The sequence below is a fragment of the Neobittarella massiliensis (ex Bilen et al. 2018) genome, assembly GCF_900289145.1.
GTDB lineage: Bacteria > Bacillota > Clostridia > Oscillospirales > Ruminococcaceae > Neobittarella > Neobittarella massiliensis.
Genome location: NZ_OKQO01000006.1, coordinates 229,246 through 255,472, shown reverse-complemented (window position 1 = coordinate 255,472; position 26,227 = coordinate 229,246). Strand labels below are relative to the sequence as shown.

The following is a 26,227-nucleotide window of genomic DNA, read 5'->3' as shown; positions in this document are numbered from 1 at the left end:
CTTGAAAGTTTTGACGATTATAGTGCCCTGCTTTAATGTGGAAAAATATTTGCATAAAACTTTGCAGTCTTTTATTTGTAAAGAAGACTATATGAAGCAGTTAGAGGTGCTGATTATTAATGATGGGTCTACAGATGGGACTGAAAGCGTAGCAAATGAATTTGTTTCTGCTCATCCTAGCACTTTTTCATTATTAAATAAGCCTAATGGGGGACATGGCTCTACTATCAATTCTGGCTTACGATTGGCGACGGGAAAATACACCAAGATAATAGATGGCGACGATTGGGCCGAAGAAGGATCTGTGCCGGCACTGATAGATGAGTTAAAAAAGACAGATGTCGACGCTGTTTTAACTAACTACAAGACTTTTAATATGGTAACAGAAGAGGTTATTCCGTATCCTTTCCCCAAAACATATACAGCATATGGCAACGAGTTGTCATGGCCTGAACATATCCCCGCGGTCCCCCACTTTACACTATGTACAGCTTGTTTCAATACCCAATATTTAAAATCGCTAGACTTCACATTACAAGAGAACACCTTTTATGTGGATGAGGAGTATATCTTTTTTACCTTATCTAACATTAAGACATGGAAATATACGAATATATATTTATATGTTTACCTGATTGGGAATACACAGCAAAGTATTTCCATAAAAAATCGTATAGGTAGATTAGATCATTATCATCGGGTAATCTGCCGTCTTGTTGAATATGTACGCAGTCATACTAATGTGCGCACAGATCGGCCATATTGTTTGGATCGTCTCGTAACATTGGTTACTACCTATTACTTGCTCTGTTTGATTTACCACCCAGATAGAGAAATCGGGAAACATCTTGCTGCTGAATTGCACAAAAACATTTCTGATATACAGGAGTTACGAGCTAAAAGCAATCGTAAATATAAAGTTTTCCTCATTATGCACAACATACATATTTCTGGAAATATGTATGACTGTTTGTCCAATTGTAAAATGCTAAAATTTTTACATGCAAAATATTGAAAGGGTTAAAACTATGATTTCGAAACCGTCTTTTATTGTAGTCGGGTGTGGATACGCCGGTGCTGTAATGGCAAGACAGATCGCAGAGCAGCTTAATAAAGATGTTCTAATTATCGACAAAAGAGGGCACATCGCCGGAAATATGTACGACTACACAAATTCCTATGGGATTCCTGTGCATAAATATGGTCCGCATATCTCTGTAATGGACCAAGATAAAACTTACCATTATTTATCTCGTTTTACTGAATGGATCCCCTACCGCCATCGAGTGAACGCTGTTATATGTGGGAAAGAAGTCCCTCTGCCCATTAACTTTACCAGCATAGATCTTCTTTTCCCTAAAAAAGCAGATTCTCTCAAGAAAAGTTTGATTAGGTCCTATGGAGAAAATGCCAATATTCCAATTATGACACTTAAAAAAAATACCGATCCTGATATTCGTGAGTTATCTGACTTTATTTTCGAAAATGTATTTTTGCATTATACGGAAAAAATGTGGGGATTAACCCCTGAAGAGATAGATCCCGGGGTCACAGCGCGTATACCTATTCGGTTGTCATATAATGATGATCATTTTTTGCACAAATACCAAGTTATGCCCAAAGATGGATTTACAAAGTTATTTGAAAATTTATTGGATCATCCTAATATTACTGTACAGCTATCTACGAATAGCCTGGACTTGCTATCTTTGTCTGAGGATAAACAAAATGTAATCTATAATGGAGCTGTATTTAAGGGAACAGTGGTATATACTGGTGCTCTGGACGAATTTTTTAACTATACTTTCGGCGAACTTCCCTATCGATCTTTAGAATTTGAATTCGAAGATCATAAAAAAGATTATATTCAAAACACTCCGGTCTTAAATTGGCCGGATACTCGTCGTGCAACACGCCGTACAGAAATGAAACGGCTTGTACAGAAAAGCATTCCCGATCATACGACTACAATCACAGAATATCCTGGCGCATATAGCAGAAGTGGAGAACATTTCAACCAGCCTCTTTACCCAATAGCCAACGATGCTTGTTTCGAATTACACCAGCGTTATAAAAAACTTGCAGATCGAATAGATAATTTTTACTATCTGGGCCGACTGGCAGACTATAAATATTATAATATGGAAGCGACTATTCTCCGAGCATTATCTTTTTTTGAAGAGCACTTTGCGGGGTGATGATTTGAAAGTTAAAAGACCCAACAATGTGATAATCTTATTACAGAGAGTGTATGTCTACATTTTCTTAGCCGCTATGTTTTCTATATCTATCCCTATGCTACACAAATATACTGGTAGATATATTAAATTTGTATTGTTATTTGGTTTTTTTTCTATCGCCGTAGATGCATTTTACCGACGTGGAATCTTTAAAAACAAAAACAAAACTCTAATCATACTATTTCTAAGCACGTCTGTGTTAACTATCTTACTAAATTTTCGGCTTAATGCGATAGAAAATTTAACGCAGTTTCTCTACAATAGTATCTTCCTATTGCTCTTTTTTCCCGCCTGTTTAGTCGACTCAGAAGACAGTGCTCAAAAACATTTTATAAATTTCTCCCTATTTTTTATACTGATCTCGTTTATTGCGGCATTCGCATCTCTCATTCTCTATTTCATACAGTTCAGCGCAGTTATCGACAATGTTCGAATAGGCTTTTATTTAGGAAGATTATGGGGTGTCTACACCAGTCCCAATGCGGGCGGTATTTATGCCATTATTTCTATTGTCTTATCAACTTACTGCTACAAGAGGCTAAGCAAAAATTGTTCTAAAATAAAAAACATACTAAACATTGCTTTTTTTATTTTGAATCTAGCTGTTCAGCTTATTTTCATATCGTTAACTGACTCAAATAGTAGCATTTTGACAATCTTGGTATTGTTGTCATTTTATATTTTGTTTAAGTCTTTTTATAGTGCTCACCGGCCAAAACCGATCTTACATTTTGGCATTGTGTTTATGAAGATTGTTTTCAGTTGTCTAATTACTGTAATTGCTTTGAAATTAACCTCGTATTTGGTGGGATATATTCCACCTGCATTGGTTTCTCTATCAGATAATCAAGCTGTTCGTATTTTATCTACAGAAACTACGGACGACCAATCTGTAACTTTTGCAGCGCTTCCACAACTTGTACCACATAACAAGCCCACTACTTCCTATGCAAAATTGCCCCATGTCGATACCGGAAGAAGGTATAAAGACACCGGAGGATTTGCATCAGGTAGACTCGCCATATGGAAAATGGGGTTATCAACACTTAAAAATAATCCTCTTTTTGGCGTAGGGCAGGAAAACGTTTATGAAATAGCAAATGAAATGTACCCTGAACATCCAGAAATAACCAAAAAACTAAAATCTGGCACACATAACCTTTATATCCAAACTCTGGTTTCCACAGGGATCATTGGCTCTATATTTTTCTTTTGTCTTTTATTCAAATCTATTTTTTTATGTGTTAAAAAAGTCTCCTATCATTACTATGCTGAATGCATCGGCATTCTCGCCCTTGTACTCTGCATGCTTTTTAACAATATTGCTGAGTCCACAATATATTTTTGCCAGTCAGGTATCGGATGTATCTTCTGGTTTTGTTTAGGGTTCTGCCTTTCTAAAGCGGATTATAAGTCTACTAACGGAGGTGATCACATTTGATCGCTTTTCTCTGTGCAACACCTTATCAGATATTCAATGTAGTAAATATTAAGCTCTCTATGTACGCAGATGAACCCGCTGATTTATATCTTTTAAATTTTGCGACTGATCTGCTCTCCTATAGAGAATCGCTCCAGTCTTCTGGATTATTTGAAAACATTTATATGATTGACGATTTTAACAATCCGTCAACAAATCTTGTTATTTCCTTATGCCTGAAACGTCACTATCCAACAAAAGATTTATTAACACAAAAGGTCTACACTGCCCTATTTGTTACTTGTATGGGTTTTTGCAATACTATTTTTTATTCATTTTTATCCAGAAATAACCCCGATCTTTCTCTCTATTATTACGATGAAGGTATTGGGATATACACCACCCCTATCTTAAACTTCTCAACTAAACTCAACATTTTCTTTTTATTAACAGGTTTTAAAAATTACGCCAATTATATCAATTGTCTGTATCTATACCTTCCAGATGCTAGAACAACAAATTTGAACTATCCGACGCAAAAAATTTCGCCAGTCAAAAGCTCCTCGCTTATTGATCAGCTTCGCAAGGTTTTTACAGTGCCAACCGAAAAAAGCCACTATAACACTGCAAAGTTTATTTTTCTAGATCAAGCATTTAAAAAGCAGATTGGACTAAATATTGATTATCCGCTTTTACTAGATCAGTTGACACAAAACACTTCCCCACAAGATTGGCTGATTAAAGCTCATCCCACAAGATTAAAAACCGATCCTGAGTATAGTGCGGTCACTTCTAAGTTTAATATTCAGGCATCAAATGACATACCTTGGGAAATATTGCTGCTCAATATTAAAAATATAGAAAATAAAGTATTTATTTCTGTAAATTCCACAGCATGTGTAACTGCCAAAATGATTTATGATAAAGAGCCTACTGTAATTCTTTTATATAAGTTAATTCCTGAATATATGCATCGATTTAAAAGCAGTCTTAAAGAAATCGACCAATTTTTTTCTTTAGTAAGAGCCTCATATCGAGAGCCCTCGAAATTCTTTATACCTAATAATTATAAAGAGCTACAGCATTTTTTGCAAAGCATTTGATATTTGTGTAAACAATATAAATATTTTAACTTGGGCTTTTTATACCTATGACCGTTTTGATCGATTTACCATACAAACAAAGTCAGAAAGGATCATAATGCCATTCGTTAGTGTCGTTGTACCTGTGTACAATATAGAAAAATATCTCTCCACATGTATAGATAGTGTGGTCAACCAAAGCTATAAAAATTTCGAACTTCTACTGATCAACGATGGCTCAACAGATAATAGCCGTGCTATCTGCTATCAATATGCACGTAATCATGCCTTTATCCGAGTTATAGATCAAGAGAACAGTGGACTATCAGCTGCCAGGAATACTGGCATTCGCAGCGCTACCGGCGATTACATCTATTTTATAGATGGTGATGATCTCATAAATCCAAAGGCTCTTGAAAGCTTCGTCGAAATCTCCGAAAGAGTCCCAAATGTAGATTACATTATAGGGCGGATGTCTTTCTTCGTTGACGGGACAACAGAATATATTCCAGATAAATGGTTGGTCGATCCAGAAACTGTCTCTGGGAAGGACGGTCAAGATGCATTTGCCTCAATTATTGAGGTTAATCATTATTTCATGGCCGGTATACGCGGTATGTATCGGAGAGAGTATCTTATCAAAAATCGACTATTCTTTGATGAAGAGCTCAGGTACTCTGAAGATATCGACTTCTCGTACCGTCTATATCGCACAGCATCTTCTGTTGAAAGTAATCCGCTTCCGTATTACTACTATCGTGAGGGGCGCCCAGGCTCACTTATGAACACCTTATCCCTTGTAAAGGTGTTTTTAACACTCGGTATTTTAACAAACTGGTACCAGATAGTCGTGGATGACCAATTATCACTGAAGCCACGATTTCATCGTGCATTATGCAAAAACTTACAGGATAGGTTTATCGTGTACTATTCTCAGTACCCGGCTATGATAGAGAGATCTGATATCCCTAATTTTTTTGAAAAAATTTCTGAATATAAGTACATTCTTCGAAATGCAACAAGTGTTAAACATCGGCTGATTTACCATTCGATTCAAACTATCGGTCCTAGGCTAACGCACAAAGTATTATCGCTCTATCTAAAAGTCAAGGGGGGATAAGCGATGAAAATGTCCTGGAAAAACAATATAAATGTAGTTACGTTTTTCAATCTTCTAGGGCCAATATTTTTAAACGGGATTTCTTTTTTTACCATACCTATTTTTACGCGATTGCTCGGTACTGAGAATTATGGAATCGTAACGATCTACACCACATGGCTACAGGTGCTCACGATAGTAATTAGTCTTCAAATTACTGCAACGATCGGCAATGCATCGATTCTATTTACAGAGGAAGAGCAGTCTAAATATTACTCTAGTTCTATGAGTTTGGTGTTATTATCTGCCACTATATTTAGTCTATTAATTATAGTATTTAGGAACAACTTAGCCCAATTTACGGAACTCCCGATACTCCTCGTCTGCCTCATGCCTTTTCATGCTCTGGGTACAATCGGAGTAAATTTTTCAACTTCAAAATTCACATATTTTAAACAGGGTTATAAAACATTCTTAGTATCTGTTTTAACAACGCTTTTTTCTATATTTCTCTCTTTATTACTCATTAAAAGAATTCCGCAAACCAACTATCGATATGTAGGACGTATTTTGGGCTTTGCTGCCCCCAATCTTTTGATCGGTTTTCTATTTCTTGCCTTTTATCTTGTAAAAGGTAAGACTTTCTATAACAAAAAGTTTTGGGGTTTTTGCATTTCTTTTAGCTTACCTCTTGTTTTTCACGCGCTCTCACAAATCGTGTTGTCACAGTGCGATAAGATCATGTTACAAAAATATTTGGATAACAGCGCTGTCGGCGTATACGGCTTTACCGTTACCTTTACACAGATCCTATCTATTATTTACAACGCCCTCAACAGCACTTGGGTCCCCTTTTTTTATGAAGACACCAAAAAAGAGCTCTATGAAAAAATTGAAAAACGTCAAAAAAACTACATTTACCTTTTTACCGGCCTTACAATAGGTTTTTTACTTGTCTCTCAGGAGGTCATCAAATTACTCGCTCCATCCGCCTACTGGGGAGCGACTTCTCTGATACCGGTCATGGTTTTCAGTATCTTTATTGTGTTTTTGTACAGCTTTCCGGTCAATTTCCAGTTTTACTATAGAAACACAAAAATGATTGCTGCCGGGACTTTATTTGCCGCCCTGATCAATATTCTTTTTAACTCCATACTTATCCCCCGCTTGGGAATGCTGGGTGCTGCCATAGGCACCTTGATCGCCTATATAGCACTTTTTACCGTCCATCTGTTAATTGCTAAATACTACATCAAGGAGACCTTTGTTTTCCCTGTAAAATACGTGGCACAGAGTACCGCTGCTGTAGTCCTCTGTATCTTTATATATACAGTCACCGTCAACATGCCTATTCTTCGCTGGGCGCTGGCTGCCGGTGTAGGTGTCCTGTTGCTCCGGCGCATTATTAAAAATAGAAGCATCTTCTAGCGGGCATCCCCTATGTAGATTGGAGAGATCGTATGAACATCTTAGCAGTCATCCCCGCCCGGGGCGGGTCAAAAGGAATTCCCCGCAAAAATATTCGGCTGATGCACAAAAAGCCACTCATTTACTACGCTATCCATAACGCGCAGTCGTGTGCCGCCATCACCGATGTTGCCGTGAGTACCGACGACGAGGAAATCGCCGCTATCTCTGCCCGCTACGGGGCCGAGGTGCTTGCGCGCGATGCCGAACTGGCCAGAGACGCCACCACCCTCGACCCGGTGATCTACGACGCCACCCTACAGATGGAGGCCAAAAGAGGGATCGCTTACGATGTGGTTATCACGTTGCAGCCCACCTCGCCGCTGCTCAGCGCCGAGACGCTGTCACAGGCTATCACCTCCTTTCTCGCGTCCGGCTGCGACACCTACATCAGCGCCAGCAACCAACCGCACCTGGCCTGGTCGAAGGGGGAGGACGGTACCGTATATCCCCTCTACCAAAAGCGCCTCAACCGGCAGCAGTTACCGCCCAATTATGTAGAAGCCGGCGCATTTTTTATTACCAAGCGGCAGTTTGTAGTGGCCGACAGCCGCATGGGGAAAAGCATCTCGGTCTTTGAGATCCCTGAAAACGAGGCTGTGGATATCGATACCACTGCCGACTGGATCGTCTGCGAGCAGCGCCTGAGCCGCAAGAAGATCGTCTTTCGGGCCGACGGTTACCGCCAGTTGGGTATGGGGCATATCTACCACTGCCTCACGCTGGCCTATAATCTTACTGGCCATGAGGTGATGTTCGTCACCAGCAAAGAACACACCGAGGGGCTGGAAAAGATCCGACAGAGCCACTTTCCCTACCACGTTATCGAGAGCGATGCCGAATTTTTTAAATTTCTGGGTGATTATCGGCCCGACGTGGTGGTCAACGACTGCTTAGATACCAGTGCCCGCTACATACAAAAGCTAAAAGAACTGGTCCCCCGTGTCGTCACTATTGAGGATCTGGGGGAGGGGTCCCGTTACGCCGATGCGGTCATCAACGCCCTGTACGAAAACCTCGACGAGCGAAAAAACGTATACAGCGGTAAAGATTATGTCTGCCTGCGCGATGAATTCGTCGCCGAGACCGCTCATCCAGTGCGCGAACAGGTAAAAAACATCCTCATTGTCTTTGGCGGGGCCGACCCGGCCAACCTCACCGCAAAAATGTATCGTCTGGCCACCCGATACAACGCCCATTATCACACCGACATCCGCTTTGTGTTCATGACCGGCAGCGCCTACGACTGCGAAGCCAACGGCGTAGTGACCAGAGAGGACAAAAATGTCTGTGTGCTGCGCGATGTCAAGCGAGTCACTACCTACATGCACCAAGCTGATCTGGCCGTTACCTCGCAGGGTCGCACCGTATTTGAACTGGCCTGTATGGGCGTGCCGGCCATCGTCATGGCCCAGAATGAACGCGAGCAGCTGCACACATTTGCCCAGATGAGCAACGGTTTTTTAAATCTGGGGCTGGGCACCAATGTCTCGGAAGATACGCTGGAAAAAACGCTCAATTGGCTCATCAATACGCCGGCCATACGGCGGGAGATGCAGCAGCTCATGTTGCGCCATGATCTGCAGGCCGGGATAGAGCGCGTTAAAAAGTTGATACTGGAGGACACATCCCTATGAAGAGCACCATTATCGAGCGGGCCCAAAACGGCCGATTCGTGCTGATCGCCGAGATCGGCGTCAATTATTACGACATTGCCGCCAAGCTCAATATTCCACTGTTGGAAGCGGCCAAACTGATGGTCGCCGAGGCCAAAAACGCCGGTATCCACGCGGTGAAATTCCAGAGCTATAAAGCCGAAACACTGGCTGCCAAAGATTCCCCCTCCTATTGGGACACCAGCGAAGAGCCCACGACGTCGCAGTATCAGCTGTTTCAAAAATTTGATGCATTTGGCCGCGAGGAATACGCGCAGCTGGCCGCTTACTGTCAGACCATCGGTATCGAATTTCTGTCCACTGCATTCGATATCGACTCGGCCGACTATCTAAACGACATGATGGCCGTATACAAGATCTCCTCCTCCGATCTCAACAACAAGCCGTTTGTGGCGTATCAGGCTAAAAAGAACAAGCCGATCCTGCTCTCGGTAGGTGCCTCTAATCTGGACGAGATCACCGAAGCGGTAGCCACCATACGCCAGTATAACGATCAGCCACTGGCTCTGCTGCACTGCGTGCTGGAGTACCCGACACCGTTTAGCGACACCAATCTCAACAAGATCGTCTCACTCAAACAGGCTTTTCCCGATCTGATCATCGGTTATTCCGACCACTCAAAGCCCACCGCCGAGATGGATGTGGTGAAGACCGCCTACAATTTGGGCGCCGTCATCATCGAAAAACACTACACACTGGATAAGACGCTACAGGGCAACGACCACTACCACGCCATGGACCCCCACGACGCTCAAAAGATCCTCCGTGGCATCGATTTTATCGACCGCATACGCGGCTGTGGGGATATCTCTTGTCTAGAGACCGAGCGCACCGCTCGCCAAAATGCACGCCGCTCGCTGGTCAGTGCCTGTGCGATCGCCAAAGGCACGGTCATCACTTCCGAGATGCTCACCTTTAAACGCCCGGGCACTGGTATCGCCCCTGCCCGTATGGACGAGATAACCGGCCGCACAGCAGCAGTCGATATTGCCGAAGATACCATCTTACAAGACAGCATGTTCTGCTAACTATCTCCACACACCAAAAGAGCCGGCTCACGCCGGCTCTTTTTCTCCCGTCTCGGCACCGCCGCTCTCGCGCTGGTGCATTTCCTCGTACTTATATTTTGTCGCCTGTCCACCGCGGATGTGGCGTTCGTTTTTATTTTGTTCCAGTACTTTTTTCACCTCTTGATACAGCGTTGGATTGAGCCGCTTCAGCCGTTCAGACACGTCTTTATGTACCGTGCTTTTGCTCACGCCAAACTTTTTGGCCGCGCCGCGCACCGTGGCCCGGTTCTCCACGATGTATCGGCCCAGTTCGGCAGCTCGCTCCTCTGGTAACCCCTTCAAATCAAACCCTCCCTATCCCGGATATGGTCCATATATATGCGCCGAAAAAGGGGAACATGCCCGCCCCGGCGAGCCACAGCCCTCCACGCAGTCCGCGCAGTACCCGCTCGGTGCCGCCACCGCACCCATATACCGCCGCTTTCCTATATAATAATGAGGAGCACCGTCAGCCTGGTATTCCGCCCGCCGCTCATACCCCCATCTGGCCGGCCATATACATAGCGGTGGGCACCCGCGCCGGTGTTGACAGAACTGGGCCCGCGCAGTACCATTTATATAAAGAAAAGAGCGGCAACTGCCGGCCCTGCCGTGCAGGCCGGGCAGCCGCCGTGCGCATCGCCCCGATCCCTCCCCGCCCGCCGCTGCCGCGGCTTTTATTTTGGGCGGGCCTTACAGGTTCGGCGCGGCGCTCTTTTATGAGAGAGGATGGTTATTTGAAAGCGAAAAAACGGCATTACGCGTGGATGGTACTGGCCTGCTGTATCCTGATCTCGGTCTCGCACAGCATCATCACCTGCGCGGCGGGCAACTTCGTCACCCCCATCGTGCAGGATCTGGGCTGCAAGGTGAGTGCCTTCACCATGATCGTCTCGATCGAGGCCTTTACTATGGCCCTGCTCTACCCCATCGCCGGCAAGGTGCTCACCACCGGCAAGATCGGGCTGGTCATCACGCTGGCGCTGCTGCTGCAGTACCTGGGCATGTTCCTCATGGGCACCTACCGCTCCATCTACGGCTTCTATCTCTCCGGAGTGATGATCGGGGTGGGCTCTGCCTTTTCGGTGCTGGTGGCGCTGCCCATCATCATCAACATGTGGTTTAAGAAAAAGACCGGCATGGCCCTGGGCATCGCCACCTCTTTTGGCAGCGCCGGCGCCATCATCTGCAACCTGCTCTCGGCCCAGCTCATCGCCGCTTTTGGCTGGCGCAACGCCTACTTTATCCTCGCTGTGGGCGGGGCTGTCATCTCGGTGCCGTTTGTCTGCAAATTCATGAAATCCCCGCAGGAGGTGGGCTGCGCCCCCTACGGCGCCGACGAGCCCGACACAGCAGACGACACCTCGGCCCATACTGAGAGCGAGTGGGGCCTCACCCGCAAGCAGGCCTTTAAAAAGCCGCTGTTCTACCTGGCCTGGCTCACCTGCCTGTGCTACAGCATCGGCACCGGTGTGCCCGGCTATGTGGCCACCTTCACCACCATGGAGCTGGGCAAATCGCTGCAGTTCGGCTCTATCGCCGCCACCTGCGTCAGCGTGGGCACGGTGCTGTGTGGCTTTTTGCTGGGCTCGGTCAACGACCGCTTCGGCGTCAAGGCCGGCATGCTCTGGGGCGTGGTGTTCATGGGCTCCGGCCTGGGCGGCATGATCCTGGCCATCTCCAACTCCGCCTTTCTGCTGCCGGCCTGCCTGCTGATGGGCCTGGGCGGCAGCATGTACACGGTGCAGGCGCCGCTGGTGGCCCGCCACGCCGTGGGCGGCAAGCACTACTCCGACATCTGGGCTATCATGATGATCGGCAACAGCATGATCGGCGCCTTCTCCTACGCGCCCATCGGCCTGTTCTACGACAAGACCGGCACCTACAAAGGCGCCTTTATCCTGGGTATCGCCATGTTCGTGCTGGCGCTGATACTGGGCAGCGCCGCCATCGACATGAGCAAAAAAGAGCGCCGGGCCTACACTGCACGTCAAAGAACCGGCCAGCCCCAATAGCGCCCTATGCCCTCTAAAGCGCCGCCGCACCATAAAAGCGGCGGCGTTTTTCTTTTACCCACCGTTATCGGGCCGGAGATTATTGACATTTTATTCACAATTTATCGTCACTTTTTTCACAATCTTTTCTGTCCAGCGTGTATCCTGAGAATACAGCATTTTTATACTGCCAACATAGCATTACAGCACTACAGCACCCCATATACCCCGCCGGGACGTCCTTCTCAGGGTGTCTTTTCCCTTTTTGCGGGCCCACTGCGGCGGCCGGAGCCGCCTCTGCTAGACCCGCGCCGGGGAACAGCTGCTGTCGAAACGCCGCGACCCTGCGGTCAGATTTTCCCGATTGGGCTATCAGTACAAAAATACCGATTATGTCCGCGCGCGTATCATACAAAACACACGAAAAAAACCCGTAAATTACGCCGAAAACCGGCCCGGCTAATTGTGTGACGAACGGCAAAGCAGTATAATGAAACAGAATGCTGAGCATATTCCCTACAGCGTATTTCCAGTGCATAAACAGCAGCCAAAAAAGGGTGGTGATAACAGATGGCAAAAGAGATCGTCGACCAGGTGCGCCAAGCCGAGCTTGACGCCGACAGCGCCGAGAAGCAGGCCCACCTGCAGGGCGAGGACCTGATCGCCCAGGCCCACCTGGCGGCCAAAAAGGCGCTGGCCGAGGCGGTACAGCAGGCCAAAGAGCAGGCCCGTGTGCAGCTGCAGCAGGCCAGAGAGCAGGCCGCAGCAGCCGAGGACGCCGCCGGGCAAGAGGTGCAGCAGCAGATACAGGCGCTGCGCCAGCAGGCGGCCGGCCGCCAAAAAGAAGCCCAGTCGATCATCCTGAAAGAGGTGCTGCCCCAGTAACTTTTTCTGCGCTGCTGCCCAAGCGGCGGCACACCACCATAAAGAGAGGAGGAGATCGACTCCATGGCAGTATTGCCCATGAAAAAAGCGAGCATCTGCGGCCTGCAAAAAGACCGCAAAAAGATCCTGGAGATGCTGCAGCGCCGGGGCGTGGTAGAGATCAGCGACCAGATCGAGCAGGACAGCGTCTTCTCGCGGGCAGATATGTCCAGCGCCCAGGCCACTTTTGAAAAGAACATCGCCACCGCCACCGCGGCCCTGTCGGTGCTCGATCGCTATGCCACCGAGAAAAAGCCCATGCTGGCCGCACTACAGGGCCGGCAGGCCATCTCGGTAGACCGGTACGACAGCTTTGCCGACGTGCGGGAAGAGACGATGAAACACGCCTACCGGCTGTGTGCCCTGGACCGGCAGCTGGAGGAGGGTCGGGCCGAGATACCCAAGCTGCAGACCCAGATCGACGGCCTGCTCCCCTGGAGTGGGCTGGATGTGCCCCTGCATTTTAAGGGCACCAAGACCACCAGCTGCTTTATCGGCACCCTGCCCGGCGAGTGGTCGCTGCAGGCACTGTTAGAGCGGCTGGGCGAATTGGCGCCCGACGCCAGCCGGGTACACGCCGACATCGTCACCGCCGACAAGGAGCAGACCCGCATATTCCTTTTGTGCCCGCAAAAGCACGCCCATCTGCTGGAGGACGCGCTGCGCCAGCTCAACTTCGCCCGCCCCCCGGCCGACGCCGACTTGGTCCCGGCCGAGCGCATCCGTCAGCTGGAGGACGAGATACAATCTGTGCGCCAGCAGCTGCAGGACGCCGAGGAGGAGATCCGCCAGCTGGCCGCGCACCGGGAGGACATCCGCTTTGCGGTGGACTACTACCAGATGCGGGCCGAAAAATACGGCGTCATCGGGCGGCTGGCCCAATCTAAGCGCACCTTTTTCGTCACCGGCTACGTGCCCCAGCGCGATACTCAGCGGCTGTGCCGCGAACTGGAGGACCAGTACGATGCGGCCGTCTACCTAGAAGATCCGCTGCCGGAAGACGACGTGCCGGTGCTGCTGCAAAATAACAAATTCGCCGAGCCGGTGGAGGGGGTCTTAGAATCGTTCAGCCTGCCCGGCAAAGGCGAGATGGATCCCACCTCGGTCACGGCCATCTTCTACTACGTGCTGTTCGGGCTCATGCTGTCCGACGCCGCCTACGGCCTGATGCTGGTCATCGGCTGCGGCCTGATACTGCTCAAGTTTAAAAACATCGAGCAGGGGCTGCAGAAGATGCTGCGGATGTTCTTCTTCTGCGGCATCTCCACCACCTTTTGGGGCATCGTCTTCAGCAGCTACTTCGGCGACGTGGTCAACGTGGTCTCGCGCACCTTTTTCGGGCACGAGGTCGGCATCCCGCCGCTGTGGTTCACCCCGCTGGAAAAGCCGATGCAGATGCTCCTATTCTGCCTGGCCATCGGCATCGTGCACCTGTTCGCCGGCCTGGCCATGAAGCTGTACCAGCAGGTAAAGGCCGGCCAGTATAAAGACGCGCTGTACGACGTCATCTTCTGGTACATGCTGCTGGGGGGGCTCATCCTGTGGATGCTCTCCATGCAAAAATTCGCTGATATCGTGCAGCTCAGCTTTGTGCTGCCGTCCGCGGTGGGCACCGTCTCCTGTATCGTGGCCGGCGTCGGCGCGGTGGGGATCATCCTCACCTCCGGGCGGGAGTCTAAAAACCCCGTCAAGCGGCTGCTCAAGGGCCTTTATGGCCTGTACGGCGTCACCGGGTACCTCAGCGATATCCTGTCGTACTCCCGCCTGCTGGCGCTGGGCCTGGCCACCGGCGTCATCGGCTCGGTCATCAATCAGATGGGCAGCATGGTCGGCGGCGGCGCCGTGGGCGCTGTCGTCTTTATCCTGGTGTTCATCGTCGGCCACACCCTCAACTTCGGCATCGAGCTGCTGGGCGCCTATGTGCACACCAACCGCCTGCAGTTCGTCGAGTTCTTTGGCAAGTTTTATGAAGGGGGCGGCCGCAAGTTCGACCCCTTTGCAGTCCACACCAAATACTACAAATTCAGGGAGGATAACGAAAATGAGTAACATGGGCATTGTATTCGCGATCTTGGGTGCGGCGCTGGCCGCCCTGTTGGCCGGCGCCGGTTCGGCTGTCGGCGTGGGCATGACCGGTGAGGCCGCCGCCGGCGTCGTCACCGAGGACCCCTCTAAATTCGGCAAGGTACTGCTGCTGCAGCTGCTGCCCGGTACACAGGGCATCTACGGCCTGCTCATCGCCTTTATGACGCTGTCGCAGATCGGCGTTCTGGGCGGCTCGGCCGAGATGAGCTTGGCCAAAGGCCTCATGTACTTCGCCGCCTGCCTGCCCATGGCCATCGTCGGCTACTGGTCGGCCATCCGCCAGGCCCGCGTGTCGGTAGCCGGCATCCACATGGTCTCTAAAAAGCCCGACCAGATGGGCAAAGGCATGATCTTTGCCGCCATGGTCGAGACCTACGCCATCCTGGCTCTGCTGGTCTCGCTGCTGGCGGTCACCGGTATCGGGGGTCTCAACATCTAAAGTTAGGAGATTTGGTTACATGACAGGATTAGAAAAGATCATCGGCGAGATCCGGCGCGAGGGCCAGATGGCCGCCGACGACATCCTGGCCGTGGCCCGGCAGGAGGCCGACCAGATCGCCCAGGCTGCCCGCGCCCAGGCCGAGGCCCAGGTGCAGAAGATCCGGCAGGAGGCCGCCGCCCAGGCCGAGGATATCGCCCGCAGGGCCCAGTCGGCCGCCGACCTCAAAAAGCGCGGGGCGGTGCTGGCTGCCAAGCAGCAGCTCATCGCCCAGTGCATCGACTCTGCGCGCCGGTCGCTGGCCGAGCTGGACGACGCGGCGTACGCGGCGCTGCTCATCAAGATGGCCGCCGCCTTTGCCCATCCCGAGCCCGGCGAGATCTGCCTGCGCGCAGGCGACCTAGAGCGCCTGCCGGCAGACTTTGCCCAAAAATTGCAGGCCGCCCTGCCCGCCGGCGCCGCGCTGCGGATAAGCGGCGAGAGCCGCGACATCGACGGCGGGTTCGTGCTGGTGTACGGCGGTATCGAGGAGAACTGTTCCTTCCAGGCGCTGTTTGACGCCGACCTGGAAAAGCTGCAGGACCTGGTGCAGCACAGCCTGTTCGGCTGAGCGCCCGCTGCGATGACCGGGACTGCAACATTTCCAGAAGAAGGAGGAAGCCATGGCCGATAAACAGTACATCTACCAGGTGGCCCGCATCCGCTCCAAAGAGATGGAGCTGCTCACCGGGCAGAACATCCAGCAGCTGCTGGCCAGCGACAGCTACGACAGCTGCCTGCGCGTTTTGTCCGACCGGGGCTGGGATGTATCCAGCGGCGACGCGGACACCATCCTCGCCATCCAGCGCCAGAATACCTGGGCGCTGATGGAGGAGCTGGTGGAGGACATCTCGGTGTTTGACGTGTTCCTCTACCAAAACGACTTTCACAACTTAAAGGCCGCCATCAAGCAGGTCTGTACCCAGGAGCACTTTCAGGATATCTACATCCCCGACGGCACCGTCGAGCCACAGCAGATCGAGCAGGCGGTGTCCCAGCGGGACTTTGGCGCTCTGCCCCCGCGCATGCAAAAAGCCGCGCAGGAGGCCTTTACCGCCCTGCTGCGCACCGGCGACGGCCAGCTGTGCGACGTCATCATCGACAGCGCCTGTCTGGCAGCCATCCTACAGGCCGGCCGCGACAGCGGCGACGCGCTCATTTTGGCCTACGCCGAGCTGACGGTGGCCGCCGCCGACATCAAGACGGCGGTCCGCTGCCAGCGCACCGGCAAAGAGCTCGACTTTTTAAAGCGGGCGCTGGTGCCCTGCGACAGTCTGGATGCAGCCCAGCTGGCCGCTGCCGCGGCCGACAGCGAAGAGGCCATCTACAGCTATCTCGAGCGCACCGCCTACGCCCCCGGCGTCGAGGCGCTGCGCCAGTCGTCCGCCGCCTTCGAGCGCTGGTGCGACGACTTGATGATGCAGCGCATCCGCCCGCAGCTGCACAACGCCTTTACCATCGGCCCGCTGGCCGCCTATATTCTGGCCCGCGAGAACGAGGAAAAGACGGTGCGCATCATCCTCTCGGGCAAGAAAAACCACCTGGACGAGAGCGCGGTGGCGGAAAGGGTTCGTGATATGTATGTATAAGATCGCAGTGCTGGGAGACAGAGACAGCGTGTACGGCTTCGCCGCCGTGGGGCTGGACGCTTTTTTTGCCAGCGAGCCGGAATACGCCGCCAAAAAGCTGCGGGAACTGGCCGGCGGCGACTACGCGGTGATCTATGTCACCGAGTCGCTGTGGGCCGGGCTGGATCACGAGATCGAGCGCTACCGCCAGCAGCCGCTGCCGGCTATCCTGCCCATCCCCGGCGCCTCGGGCAACACCGGTATCGGCATCACCCAGGTGCGCCGCTCGGTAGAGCAGGCGGTGGGCAGCGACATCATTTTTGGCGGCGACGCTTAAGCCGCCGGCGACGAAACGAAAAGCCAGAAAGGCGAGGTTTGATATATGAGCACAGGTACCATTAAAAAAGTAGCTGGGCCGCTGGTCATCGCCCAGGGCATGCGCGACGCCAACATGTTTGACGTGGTGCGGGTCAGCGACCAGCGCCTGATCGGCGAGATCATCGAGATCCACGGCGATCTGGCCTCGGTCCAGGTATACGAGGAGACCTCCGGTCTGGGCCCCGGCGCGCCGGTAGAGTCCACCGGCGCCCCCCTGAGCGTCGAGCTGGGGCCCGGCCTCATTAGCAGCATCTTCGACGGCATCCAGCGCCCGCTGGTCGAGATCATGGCCCGCAGCGGCAACAACCTGAAGCGCGGCGTGGAAGTGCCGTCGCTGAGCCGCGACAACAAGTGGGAGTTCGTCCCCACCGCCCAGGTGGGCGACACCGTGGTGGGCGGCGACATCATCGGCACCGTACAGGAGACCGAGATCGTCTGCCACAAGATCATGGTCCCCAACGGGGTGGAGGGCGAGATCACCGCCATCACCGGCGGCAGCTACACCATCGACGAGCCGGTGGCCACGGTGGCGCTGAAAAATGGCGGCACCCGCCAGCTGACCCTCATGCAGAAGTGGCCGGTGCGGGTGGGCCGCCCCTATAAAGAAAAATTGTCTCCGGACATGCCGCTGGTCACCGGCCAGCGGGTCATCGATACGCTGTTCCCCATCGCCAAAGGCGGCGTGGCGGCGGTGCCGGGGCCCTTTGGCAGCGGCAAAACGGTGGTGCAGCACCAGCTGGCCAAGTGGGCCGAGGCGGATATCGTGGTCTACATCGGCTGCGGCGAGCGCGGCAACGAGATGACCGACGTGTTAAACGAGTTCCCCGAGCTGCGCGACCCCAAGACCGGCCACTCGCTGATGGAGCGCACCGTGCTCATCGCCAACACCTCCGACATGCCGGTGGCCGCCCGCGAGGCGTCCATCTACACCGGTATCACCATCGCCGAGTACTTTAGAGATATGGGCTACTCGGTGGCGCTGATGGCCGACTCCACCTCCCGCTGGGCCGAGGCCCTGCGCGAGATGTCCGGCCGCCTGGAAGAGATGCCCGGCGAGGAGGGCTACCCCGCCTACCTGGGCAGCCGTCTGGCCCAGTTCTACGAGCGGGCCGGCCGGGTCATCGCCCAGGGCCAAGAGGGCCGTGAGGGCGCGCTGTCGGTCATCGGCGCCGTGTCCCCTCCGGGCGGCGATATCTCCGAGCCGGTGGCACAGGCCACGCTGCGCATCGTCAAGGTGTTCTGGAGCCTCGACTCCGCCCTGGCCTATAAGCGCCACTTCCCGGCCATCAACTGGCTGACCAGCTACTCGCTGTACGTGAACAACATGGCCGGCTGGTTCAACGACCAGGTGGCCGAGGACTGGACCGACCTGCGGGCGCGGCTGATGCTGCTGCTCCAGGAGGAGGCCGAGCTGGAGGAGATCGTCAAGCTGGTGGGCATGGACGCGCTGTCGGCGCCCGACCGCATCAAACTGGAGGCCTCCCGCTCCATCCGCGAGGACTTTTTGCACCAGGACGCCTTCCATGAGGTGGATACCTACACCTCTCTGCAAAAACAGCACACCATGATGGAACTGGTGCTGCGCTACTACGACGCCGCCACCGAGGCGCTCAAAAAAGGCGCCTCGGTCGAGGGGTTGGTCAAGCTGCCGGTGCGCGAGTCCATCGGTCGCTTTAAGTACGTGTCCGACGACAAGATCGGCGAGGAGTACGCATCGATCGCCCGCGCGCTCGACCAGGAGATCGACGCGCTGATCAGTGAGGAGGAGGAGCTGTAATGCCTAAAGAATACAGGACGATCCAGGAGATCGCCGGCCCTCTGATGCTGGTCAAGGGGGTCGAGAACGTCAGCTATAACGAGCTGGGCGAGATCGAGCTGAACAGCGGCGAAAAGCGCCGCTGCAAGGTGCTGGAGATAGACGGCGGCAATGCATTGGTGCAGCTGTTTGAAAACTCCACCGGCATCAACCTCAGCAGCAGCAAGGTGCGCTTTTTGGGCCGCAGTATGGAGCTGGGGGTGTCGGAGGACATGCTCAGCCGGGTGTTTGACGGCCTGGGCCGCCCCATCGACGGCGGGCCGGAAATACTGCCCGAGCAGCGGCTGGATATCAACGGCCTGCCCATGAACCCCGCCGCCCGCAACTACCCGCAGGAGTTCATCCAGACCGGCGTATCGGCCATCGACGGCCTCAACACGCTGGTGCGCGGGCAGAAACTGCCCATCTTCTCGGCCAGCGGTCTGCCCCACGCCGAGCTGGCGGCGCAGATCGCCCGCCAGGCCAAGGTGCGCGGCACCAGCGAGCCGTTTGCGGTGGTGTTTGCCGCCATGGGCATCACCTTTGAGGAGGCAAACTTCTTCATCGAGAGCTTTAAAGAGACCGGCGCCATCGACCGCACAGTGCTGTTTGTCAACCTGGCCAACGACCCGGCCGTCGAGCGCATCGCCACCCCGCGCATGGCGCTGACGGCGGCGGAGTACCTGGCCTTCGAAAAGAACATGCACGTGCTGGTCATCATGACCGATATCACCAACTACGCCGACGCGCTGCGCGAGGTGTCGGCCGCCCGCAAAGAGGTTCCCGGCCGCCGCGGCTACCCCGGCTACATGTACACCGATCTGGCCTCGCTCTACGAGCGGGCCGGGCGCCAAAAAGGCAAGTCGGGCAGCATCACCATGATCCCCATCCTCACCATGCCCGAGGACGACAAGACCCACCCCATTCCCGACCTCACCGGCTACATCACCGAGGGGCAGATCATCCTCAGCCGCGAGCTGTACCGCAAGAACATCACCCCGCCGGTAGATGTGCTGCCGTCGCTCTCGCGACTGAAAGATAAAGGCATCGGCGAGGGAAAGACCAGAGCCGACCACGCCAACACCATGAACCAGCTGTTCGCCGCCTATGCCCGCGGCAAAGACGCCAAAGAGCTGATGGTCATTCTGGGCGAGGCGGCCCTCACCGATATCGACAAGCTGTACGCCCAGTTCGCCGACGAATTTGAAAAAACTTACGTGTCGCAGGGCTACCACACCGACCGCAGCATCGAGGAGACGCTGGAGATCGGCTGGAAGCTGCTGCGCATCCTGCCCCGCAGCGAGCTCAAGCGCATCAAGGACGAATTTTTGGACCAGTACTACGAGGAAAAATAGGTCCATATGCCAAATACCTGATGCGATGAGAGGGGGGAGACCAAAGTGGCAACGACCCAGATAAACCCGACCCGTATGGAGCTGACCCGGCTGAAAAAGAAGCTGGTCACCGCCATGCGCGGGCACAAGCTGCTCAAAGATAAGCGCGACGAGTTGATGCGCCAGTTTTTAGACCTGGTGCGCCAGAACAAGGCGCTGCGCGAAAAGGTTGAAAAGGGGCTGGCCCGCGCCAACGCCAATTTCGTGTTGGCCCGCGCCGGTATCTCGCAGGAGGCCATGCAGGTGGCGCTGATGTGCCCCAAACAGGAAGTCACGCTCGAGACCTCGTCGAAAAACATCATGAGCGTGGATATACCGGTGTTCTCCTACAAGACCCGCACCGCCGATAAGGGGGATATCTACCCCTACGGCTACGCCTTTACCTCCAGCGATCTCGACGACGCCGTCAAGTCGCTGGAAGATGTGTTGCCCGATATGCTCAAGCTGGCCGAGACCGAGAAGTCCTGCCAGCTGATGGCCGCCGAGATCGAGAAGACCCGCCGCCGGGTCAACGCGCTGGAGCACGTGATGATCCCGCAGACCCAGGAGAGCATCCGCTACATCACCATGAAACTGGACGAAAACGAGCGCAGCACCCAAATCCGCCTGATGAAGGTAAAGGATATGATGCTGGAGGCGGCACACCACTACAGCGAGCACGAACACTAAGCGCCCGTGCCAACACCAAGAGCCACTGCACAAGATCTTTTAACACGACATAAAAAAAGAGCGCCGACGGCAGTCCGACGGCGCTCTTTTTTGTGTTATAAGTTCTATGTTTTGCACATTTTTTGTAAAATCAGGCCGAAAAAGGTAGAGTTTGTCGTTCCGCATAACGCGGGGATATACACAGTAAAATACCGGTATAAAAAGCGGCAAAAACTTGCTGTTTTCACAGTTTATTAACATATTACCACTATACGATATCAGAACGATAATGTCTAGTTTTTCGCGCAGTCAAGCCATTTCTTGATGGCCGCCGGCATCGCCGAAAGTGATGTGCACCTCCGACCCCACCCTATCTCGCCGCCGCCACATTTCCCCCCACTATGCATGCTGTTTATTGACTGCTGTGACCAAATACGATATACTGATTGTGTCGAAAAAACACAGAACGTTTAACGATTTTTTACTTTTTATTCATATTAGGGAGTATCCTATGGCTGTATTGCTTACCGGCGGTGCCGGCTACATCGGTTCTCACATCTGTATCGAACTGCTGCAAGCGGGGATGGATGTGGTGGTCATCGACAACTTTTCCAACTCTAAACCAGAGGCGGTGCGCCGCGTGCAGCAGATCACCGGCAAGAAGTATCCCGTCTACCACGAAGACCTGCGGGACCGTGCCGCGGTGGAGAAGATCTTTACAGAGAACACCATCGACTGTGTCATCCACCTGGCCGGCAGCAAAGCGGTGGGCGAGTCGGTGCAAAAACCCATCCTGTACTACGACAACAACCTGGTCTCCACCCTGGTTTTGTGTGACGTGATGCGGGATCACGGCTGCAAAAAGATCATCTTCAGCTCTTCGGCCACGGTGTACGGCGCCCCCGAACAGGTCCCGGTCACCGAGGAGACCCCGGTCTCGGCCGACACTACCCCCTACGGCAAGACCAAGCTGTTCATCGAGTACATGCTACAGGATATCGCCAAGTCCGATCCGGATTGGTCGGTCATCCTGCTGCGGTACTTTAACCCCATCGGCGCCCACGCCAGCGGCCTCATCGGCGAAGATCCGGCGGGCATACCCAACAACTTAATGCCTTTTGTCACCCAGGTGGCGGCCGGCAAGTTGGAAAAGCTCTCGGTATTCGGCACCGATTACGATACCCCCGACGGCACCTGTGTGCGCGATTTTATCCACGTAGTGGATCTGGCTCAGGGCCATGTAAAGTCGATCGCCAAAGCTATGGAGAACAGCGGGGTGTTTATCTACAACCTGGGTACCGGCAAGGGTTACAGCGTCCAGCAGCTGGTGGATGCCTTCCAGCAGGCAAACGACATCGAGATCCCCTACCAGTATGCGCCCCGCCGCAAAGGCGATATCGCCCAGATCTACGCCGACTGCTCAAAGGCGCAGCGGGAGTTGGGCTGGCAGGCCCAGCACGACCTGTTTGAGATGTGCCGCGACAGCTGGAACTGGCAAAAGAAAAACCCTCAAGGGCTCGCATAGCGCAGACCTGGCCGCCCACATTTTTTGACGATAAGGTGAGGATGACGATTATGGATATCCGCGAACATACCGGCACCGAATATGGTACGTCACGGGCTTCTTCCACCTCAGGCGCCGACAGCGACCTGTGTACGGTCTATGTCCCAACTAGAGCGCAGCGCCTGTATAATGCTGTTTTTAAGCGCGCATTCGGCTTTGTACTGGCGCTCCTAGCAGTGCTGCTCCTCTCTCCCATCATGCTCCTCTGTGCGATCGCGATCGCGCTGGAGTCTCGTGGACCGATCATTTTTCGCCAGCGCCGGGTGGGCAGAGATGGCCGCGAGTTTTACATCTACAAGTTTCGCTCTATGCGTGTCTCGGCTCCCAAATATGTGGCCACTGCCGACCTGTCTAACGCCCATGAATACATCACCAAGGTAGGGCATTTTCTGCGCAAGACCAGTTTAGACGAGCTGCCGCAGCTCTTTAATGTGCTCAAGGGAGACATGAGTTTGATCGGCTATCGGCCGCTGGTCCCATCTGAAGGGACTATCCATCCGCTGCGAGATCGGTGTGGGGTACACTATCTGCGCCCCGGCATTACCGGGCTGGCCCAGGTGAATGGGCGCGACCTGGTGACCACCGAGCAAAAGGTGCGCATGGACCTGCTCTACTTAAAGCAGTTATCGCTGTGGGAAGATATAACCATCCTCTTTAAAACGGTGGCGGTCGTATTTTGTAAAAAGGATTATGCCGAGGGCAACGAGGTCTATGAGATCATGTTGCAGCAAAAATCAGTAAACGAGCAGGAGTCAGCCAAAACAAAATCTAAGCTAACCGATACGCAGGTTTTAAAAAAGATATCGTGAGCAAGAGGAGAGCGCAAAGCTCTTCTCTTTTTACTTGTTCTTTTCTGCCCCCGCGATCTGTGTTACAATAGTGCTCATCTCTATCGAGGAGGTCGCCCCCTTGTTTTTTACTGTCTATCTGTCTGTTGGACTGGTGCTCCTAGCGCTGTCGCTGCCGCCGTTTGTCAGCCGTATCCGTCACATCGGTGTCTTGCTGCCGGCTGCACAGGGGCTATGCATGGTCTCTTTGGCGGCTGTTTCCCCGCTTTTACAACCCTGCGGATGGTGGGCCGCTGCACAGTGGGTGCTGCTTGGCTTTTTATTACTGGAAGGGCTGCTGTTTTTGGCCGGCTCGCTGCTGCTGTGCTGTTTTCCCCGCTACCGGCACGGCGGAAACGATAGCTGCATCGTGGTGCTGGGTTGCCGGGTGCGCGGACAGATTCCATCAAAAATGCTGGCGCGGCGGCTGCAAAAAGCGCATCAGCTGCTGGTGCAGAACCCCCATGCCTGCTGTGTCGTCACCGGCGGGCAGGGGGAGGATGAGGAGGTGCCCGAGGCCGAAGTGATGGCCGCCTGGCTGGCGCAGCGCGGTATTGACGCAGAGCGCATCTACCGGGAAGACTGCTCGCGCTCCACTCGCCAAAATCTGCAGTTTGCCGCCCAGATCATCGAGCAACAGGATCTCCCCCGTCGGGTGATCGTAGTAAGTGACTTCTACCACCTGGCCCGCGGCTGCATTTACGCGCGTCGGTTCGACCTATTGCCCTGTGGGGCCGCCTGCCGCACCAACCCCGCCATGATCTTTGGCTACTGGGCCCGGGAGGTACCGGCAATATTTAAGGCGCTGCTGGGCCGATAAGACGGATATGCATGCCCTCGACCGATCTATAACGAAAAAAGGGCAGCCCCAGCAGGGACTGCTCTTTTACACTTTATATAGGGGGGCACGCAGCTCACACGTAATACAGATTTTCGGAGGGGAAAACCGGATCACAGGTCACATCTACCCCCAGTTTGCGGAAAGTCTGCTCGTCGGCCCGGTTGAGGATGGTGGTGGTATGGGCCTGGCAGTTTTTGAGCTGAGGCAATTTCTCCATAGCCACCTGGGCAGTGGGGTTGGTCACCGCGCAGATGCTCAGGGCCATGAGGATCTCCTCGCAGTCCAGCGCGGGGCGACGGCTGCCCAGCGTTTTAGATTTTAGATCGATGATGGGCTGCAGGATGACCGGCGAGATGAGGTGGATCTCGTCGGCAATGCCGGCCAGCTGCTTGACCGCATTGAGGATCGCCGCCGCCGAGCTGTTCATCAATTCGCTGGAGCGACCGGTGACGATGGTGCCGTCCTCCAGCTCGATGGCGGTGGCCGAGAGCAGCTCTTCTCCCGTCTCGAGACCTTTAGCCGCAGCATAACTGCGGGCGCCGGCCACCACTTTGCGGTCTTCTGGCCGCAGTTTCATATCTTTCATGATGGCATCCATACGGTGGAAGGTCTCCTCGTCCATGGTGCCTTTTTTGTACTCACAGCTGGTCTTGAAATAGCGGCGTATGATCTCCTGCCGGGAGGCCTCTTTGACCACCTCGTCGTCGATGATGCCAAAGCCCACCCGGTTGACCCCCATATCGGTGGGGGACTTGTAGATAGACTCTTTGCCGGTGATCTTTTCGATGATGCGGCTGATGACCGGGAACATCTCCATATCGCGGTTGTAGTTGACCGCCGGCACCCCGTAAGCGTCGAAGTGGAACGAGTCGATGATGTTGACATCTTTGAGGTCTACGGTGGCCGCCTCATAGGCTACATTGAGCGGGTGTTTGAGCGGCACGTTCCACACCGGGAATGTCTCGAATTTAGAGTAGCTGGCCGAGCGCCCGCGGCGGTACTCATGGTAGAGCTGGCTCAGGCAGGTGGCCAATTTGCCGCTGCCGGGGCCGGGGGCGGTGACCACCACGATGGGCTTGGTGGTCTCGATATACTCGTTGGCGCCGTAGCCCTCATCGCTGACGATCAGGTCTACATCGGTGGGGTAACCTTTGGTCTTTTTGTGGGCGTAGGTCTTGATACCCCGCATACGCAGCTTGTTCATAAACACGGTGGTAGCCGGCTGCCCGTCGTAGCGGGTGATGACCACGCTGTTGACATCGAGCTGGTAGCTGCGCAGCTCGTCGATGAGCCGCAGTACATCCATATCGTAGGTGATGCCAAAATCATCGCGCACCTTATTGCGCTCGATATCGCCGGCGTACACGCAGATGATGATCTCCACCTGCTCCTTCAGCGTCTGCAGCAGCTTGATCTTGGCATTGGGATCGAAGCCGGGCAGCACGCGTTTGGCGTGCATGTCCTGCATCAGCTTGCCGCCAAATTCAAGGTACAGCTTTTCACAGCTGTTGACCCGCTCCAAGATGTATTTGGACTGCTCGGTGATATATTTTTCGTGGTCAAACCCCAGTTTCATTCCTACACGTTCCCCCATCCGTCACACATCGCATTTTTGCGCGGCCAGCAGTCGTCAGCGACCCGCCGCAGCTATCTTCCTCAAAAAACTCACAAAGATGATTTTACCATGTATGCGCGATG

24 protein-coding genes are annotated in these 26,227 nt (G+C 53.2%); 21 read left to right on the top strand and 3 right to left on the bottom strand.

Annotated elements, in window-relative coordinates:
- Window position 1: 1 nt before the first annotated feature.
- The 8 genes from C6Y32_RS10245 (at window position 2) to C6Y32_RS10215 (ending at window position 10,012) form a co-directional block, all read left to right on the top strand.
- Complete coding sequence (locus C6Y32_RS10245) at window positions 2–1,015, top strand: glycosyltransferase family 2 protein (protein WP_164998218.1); 1,014 nt, start codon at window positions 2–4, stop codon at window positions 1,013–1,015.
- Window positions 1,016–1,028: 13 nt separating this feature from the next.
- Window positions 1,029–2,198, top strand: a complete 1,170-nt coding sequence (glf, locus tag C6Y32_RS10240) for a UDP-galactopyranose mutase (RefSeq protein WP_164998217.1) — start codon at window positions 1,029–1,031, stop codon at window positions 2,196–2,198.
- Window positions 2,199–2,202: 4 nt separating this feature from the next.
- Window positions 2,203–3,681 (top strand): O-antigen ligase family protein, encoded by a 1,479-nt coding sequence (locus tag C6Y32_RS10235; RefSeq protein WP_129589430.1) that lies wholly within the window; start codon window positions 2,203–2,205, stop codon window positions 3,679–3,681.
- On the top strand, window positions 3,678–4,763 hold the full coding sequence (locus C6Y32_RS15130) for a polysialyltransferase family glycosyltransferase (protein ID WP_129589429.1): 1,086 nt from the start codon (window positions 3,678–3,680) through the stop codon (window positions 4,761–4,763). Before C6Y32_RS10235 ends, C6Y32_RS15130 begins: the two co-directional genes overlap by 4 nt.
- A 97-nt stretch (window positions 4,764–4,860) precedes the next feature.
- Entirely contained in the window at window positions 4,861–5,862 is a 1,002-nt protein-coding gene (locus C6Y32_RS10230) for a glycosyltransferase family 2 protein (protein ID WP_105205157.1), read from the top strand.
- A gap of 3 nt (window positions 5,863–5,865) precedes the next feature.
- A complete protein-coding gene (locus C6Y32_RS10225; RefSeq protein WP_105205156.1) occupies window positions 5,866–7,269 on the top strand; it encodes an oligosaccharide flippase family protein in 1,404 nt (467 codons plus the stop codon).
- Window positions 7,270–7,301: 32 nt separating this feature from the next.
- On the top strand, window positions 7,302–8,945 hold the full coding sequence (locus tag C6Y32_RS10220) for a cytidylyltransferase domain-containing protein (protein WP_105205155.1): 1,644 nt from the start codon (window positions 7,302–7,304) through the stop codon (window positions 8,943–8,945).
- On the top strand, window positions 8,942–10,012 hold the full coding sequence (locus tag C6Y32_RS10215; protein ID WP_105205154.1) for an N-acetylneuraminate synthase family protein: 1,071 nt from the start codon (window positions 8,942–8,944) through the stop codon (window positions 10,010–10,012). Before C6Y32_RS10220 ends, C6Y32_RS10215 begins: the two co-directional genes overlap by 4 nt.
- Before the next feature lie 27 nt (window positions 10,013–10,039).
- On the opposite strand, the gene spoIIID is transcribed toward C6Y32_RS10215, so the two are convergent.
- The gene (spoIIID, locus tag C6Y32_RS10210; protein WP_105205153.1) at window positions 10,040–10,336 is read right to left on the bottom strand and encodes a sporulation transcriptional regulator SpoIIID; all 297 of its coding nucleotides are present in this window, start codon (window positions 10,334–10,336) and stop codon (window positions 10,040–10,042) included.
- A gap of 434 nt (window positions 10,337–10,770) precedes the next feature.
- Here spoIIID and C6Y32_RS10205 point away from each other — a divergent pair, with 434 nt between their 5' ends.
- Window positions 10,771–12,048 carry an MFS transporter gene (locus tag C6Y32_RS10205; RefSeq protein WP_164998216.1) on the top strand — a complete coding sequence of 426 codons (1,278 nt, stop codon included), beginning with the start codon at window positions 10,771–10,773 and terminating at the stop codon, window positions 12,046–12,048.
- Window positions 12,049–12,142: 94 nt separating this feature from the next.
- Here the strand turns inward: C6Y32_RS10205 and C6Y32_RS15125 are convergent, their stop codons facing one another.
- Window positions 12,143–12,604: a hypothetical protein gene (locus tag C6Y32_RS15125; RefSeq protein WP_129589428.1), complete on the bottom strand. Its 462-nt coding sequence runs from the start codon at window positions 12,602–12,604 to the stop codon at window positions 12,143–12,145.
- Between C6Y32_RS15125 and C6Y32_RS10200 the strand changes: the two genes are divergently transcribed.
- The 12 genes from C6Y32_RS10200 (at window position 12,598) to C6Y32_RS10145 (ending at window position 24,508) form a co-directional block, all read left to right on the top strand.
- Window positions 12,598–12,912 carry a hypothetical protein gene (locus C6Y32_RS10200; RefSeq protein WP_105205151.1) on the top strand — a complete coding sequence of 105 codons (315 nt, stop codon included), beginning with the start codon at window positions 12,598–12,600 and terminating at the stop codon, window positions 12,910–12,912. The genes C6Y32_RS15125 and C6Y32_RS10200 overlap by 7 nt on opposite strands.
- A 63-nt stretch (window positions 12,913–12,975) precedes the next feature.
- Complete coding sequence (locus C6Y32_RS10195) at window positions 12,976–15,000, top strand: V-type ATP synthase subunit I (protein WP_105205150.1); 2,025 nt, start codon at window positions 12,976–12,978, stop codon at window positions 14,998–15,000.
- The gene (locus C6Y32_RS10190) at window positions 14,993–15,475 is read left to right on the top strand and encodes a V-type ATP synthase subunit K (protein ID WP_105205149.1); all 483 of its coding nucleotides are present in this window, start codon (window positions 14,993–14,995) and stop codon (window positions 15,473–15,475) included. The genes C6Y32_RS10195 and C6Y32_RS10190 overlap by 8 nt, the downstream gene beginning before the upstream one ends.
- A 19-nt stretch (window positions 15,476–15,494) precedes the next feature.
- On the top strand, window positions 15,495–16,085 hold the full coding sequence (locus tag C6Y32_RS10185) for a V-type ATP synthase subunit E (RefSeq protein WP_105205148.1): 591 nt from the start codon (window positions 15,495–15,497) through the stop codon (window positions 16,083–16,085).
- Between the two features lie 52 nt (window positions 16,086–16,137).
- Window positions 16,138–17,103: a V-type ATPase subunit gene (locus C6Y32_RS10180; RefSeq protein ID WP_105205147.1), complete on the top strand. Its 966-nt coding sequence runs from the start codon at window positions 16,138–16,140 to the stop codon at window positions 17,101–17,103.
- Complete coding sequence (locus tag C6Y32_RS10175; RefSeq protein ID WP_105205146.1) at window positions 17,096–17,419, top strand: V-type ATP synthase subunit F; 324 nt, start codon at window positions 17,096–17,098, stop codon at window positions 17,417–17,419. The genes C6Y32_RS10180 and C6Y32_RS10175 overlap by 8 nt, the downstream gene beginning before the upstream one ends.
- Window positions 17,420–17,464: 45 nt before the next feature.
- Complete coding sequence (locus tag C6Y32_RS10170; RefSeq protein WP_105205145.1) at window positions 17,465–19,237, top strand: V-type ATP synthase subunit A; 1,773 nt, start codon at window positions 17,465–17,467, stop codon at window positions 19,235–19,237.
- Entirely contained in the window at window positions 19,237–20,610 is a 1,374-nt protein-coding gene (locus C6Y32_RS10165) for a V-type ATP synthase subunit B (protein WP_105205144.1), read from the top strand. The genes C6Y32_RS10170 and C6Y32_RS10165 overlap by 1 nt, the downstream gene beginning before the upstream one ends.
- Before the next feature lie 45 nt (window positions 20,611–20,655).
- Entirely contained in the window at window positions 20,656–21,318 is a 663-nt protein-coding gene (locus C6Y32_RS10160; RefSeq protein WP_105205143.1) for a V-type ATP synthase subunit D, read from the top strand.
- A 490-nt stretch (window positions 21,319–21,808) separates the two neighbouring features.
- Window positions 21,809–22,822 carry a UDP-glucose 4-epimerase GalE gene (gene galE / locus C6Y32_RS10155; RefSeq protein ID WP_105205142.1) on the top strand — a complete coding sequence of 338 codons (1,014 nt, stop codon included), beginning with the start codon at window positions 21,809–21,811 and terminating at the stop codon, window positions 22,820–22,822.
- A gap of 50 nt (window positions 22,823–22,872) precedes the next feature.
- On the top strand, window positions 22,873–23,670 hold the full coding sequence (locus C6Y32_RS10150) for a sugar transferase (RefSeq protein WP_164998215.1): 798 nt from the start codon (window positions 22,873–22,875) through the stop codon (window positions 23,668–23,670).
- 100 nt (window positions 23,671–23,770) lie between these two features.
- Window positions 23,771–24,508 (top strand): YdcF family protein, encoded by a 738-nt coding sequence (locus tag C6Y32_RS10145; RefSeq protein ID WP_105205140.1) that lies wholly within the window; start codon window positions 23,771–23,773, stop codon window positions 24,506–24,508.
- Window positions 24,509–24,602: 94 nt separating this feature from the next.
- Here C6Y32_RS10145 and C6Y32_RS10140 read toward each other — a convergent pair whose 3' ends face one another.
- Complete coding sequence (locus C6Y32_RS10140) at window positions 24,603–26,105, bottom strand: DUF1846 domain-containing protein (RefSeq protein WP_105205139.1); 1,503 nt, start codon at window positions 26,103–26,105, stop codon at window positions 24,603–24,605.
- Window positions 26,106–26,227: the final 122 nt, after the last annotated feature.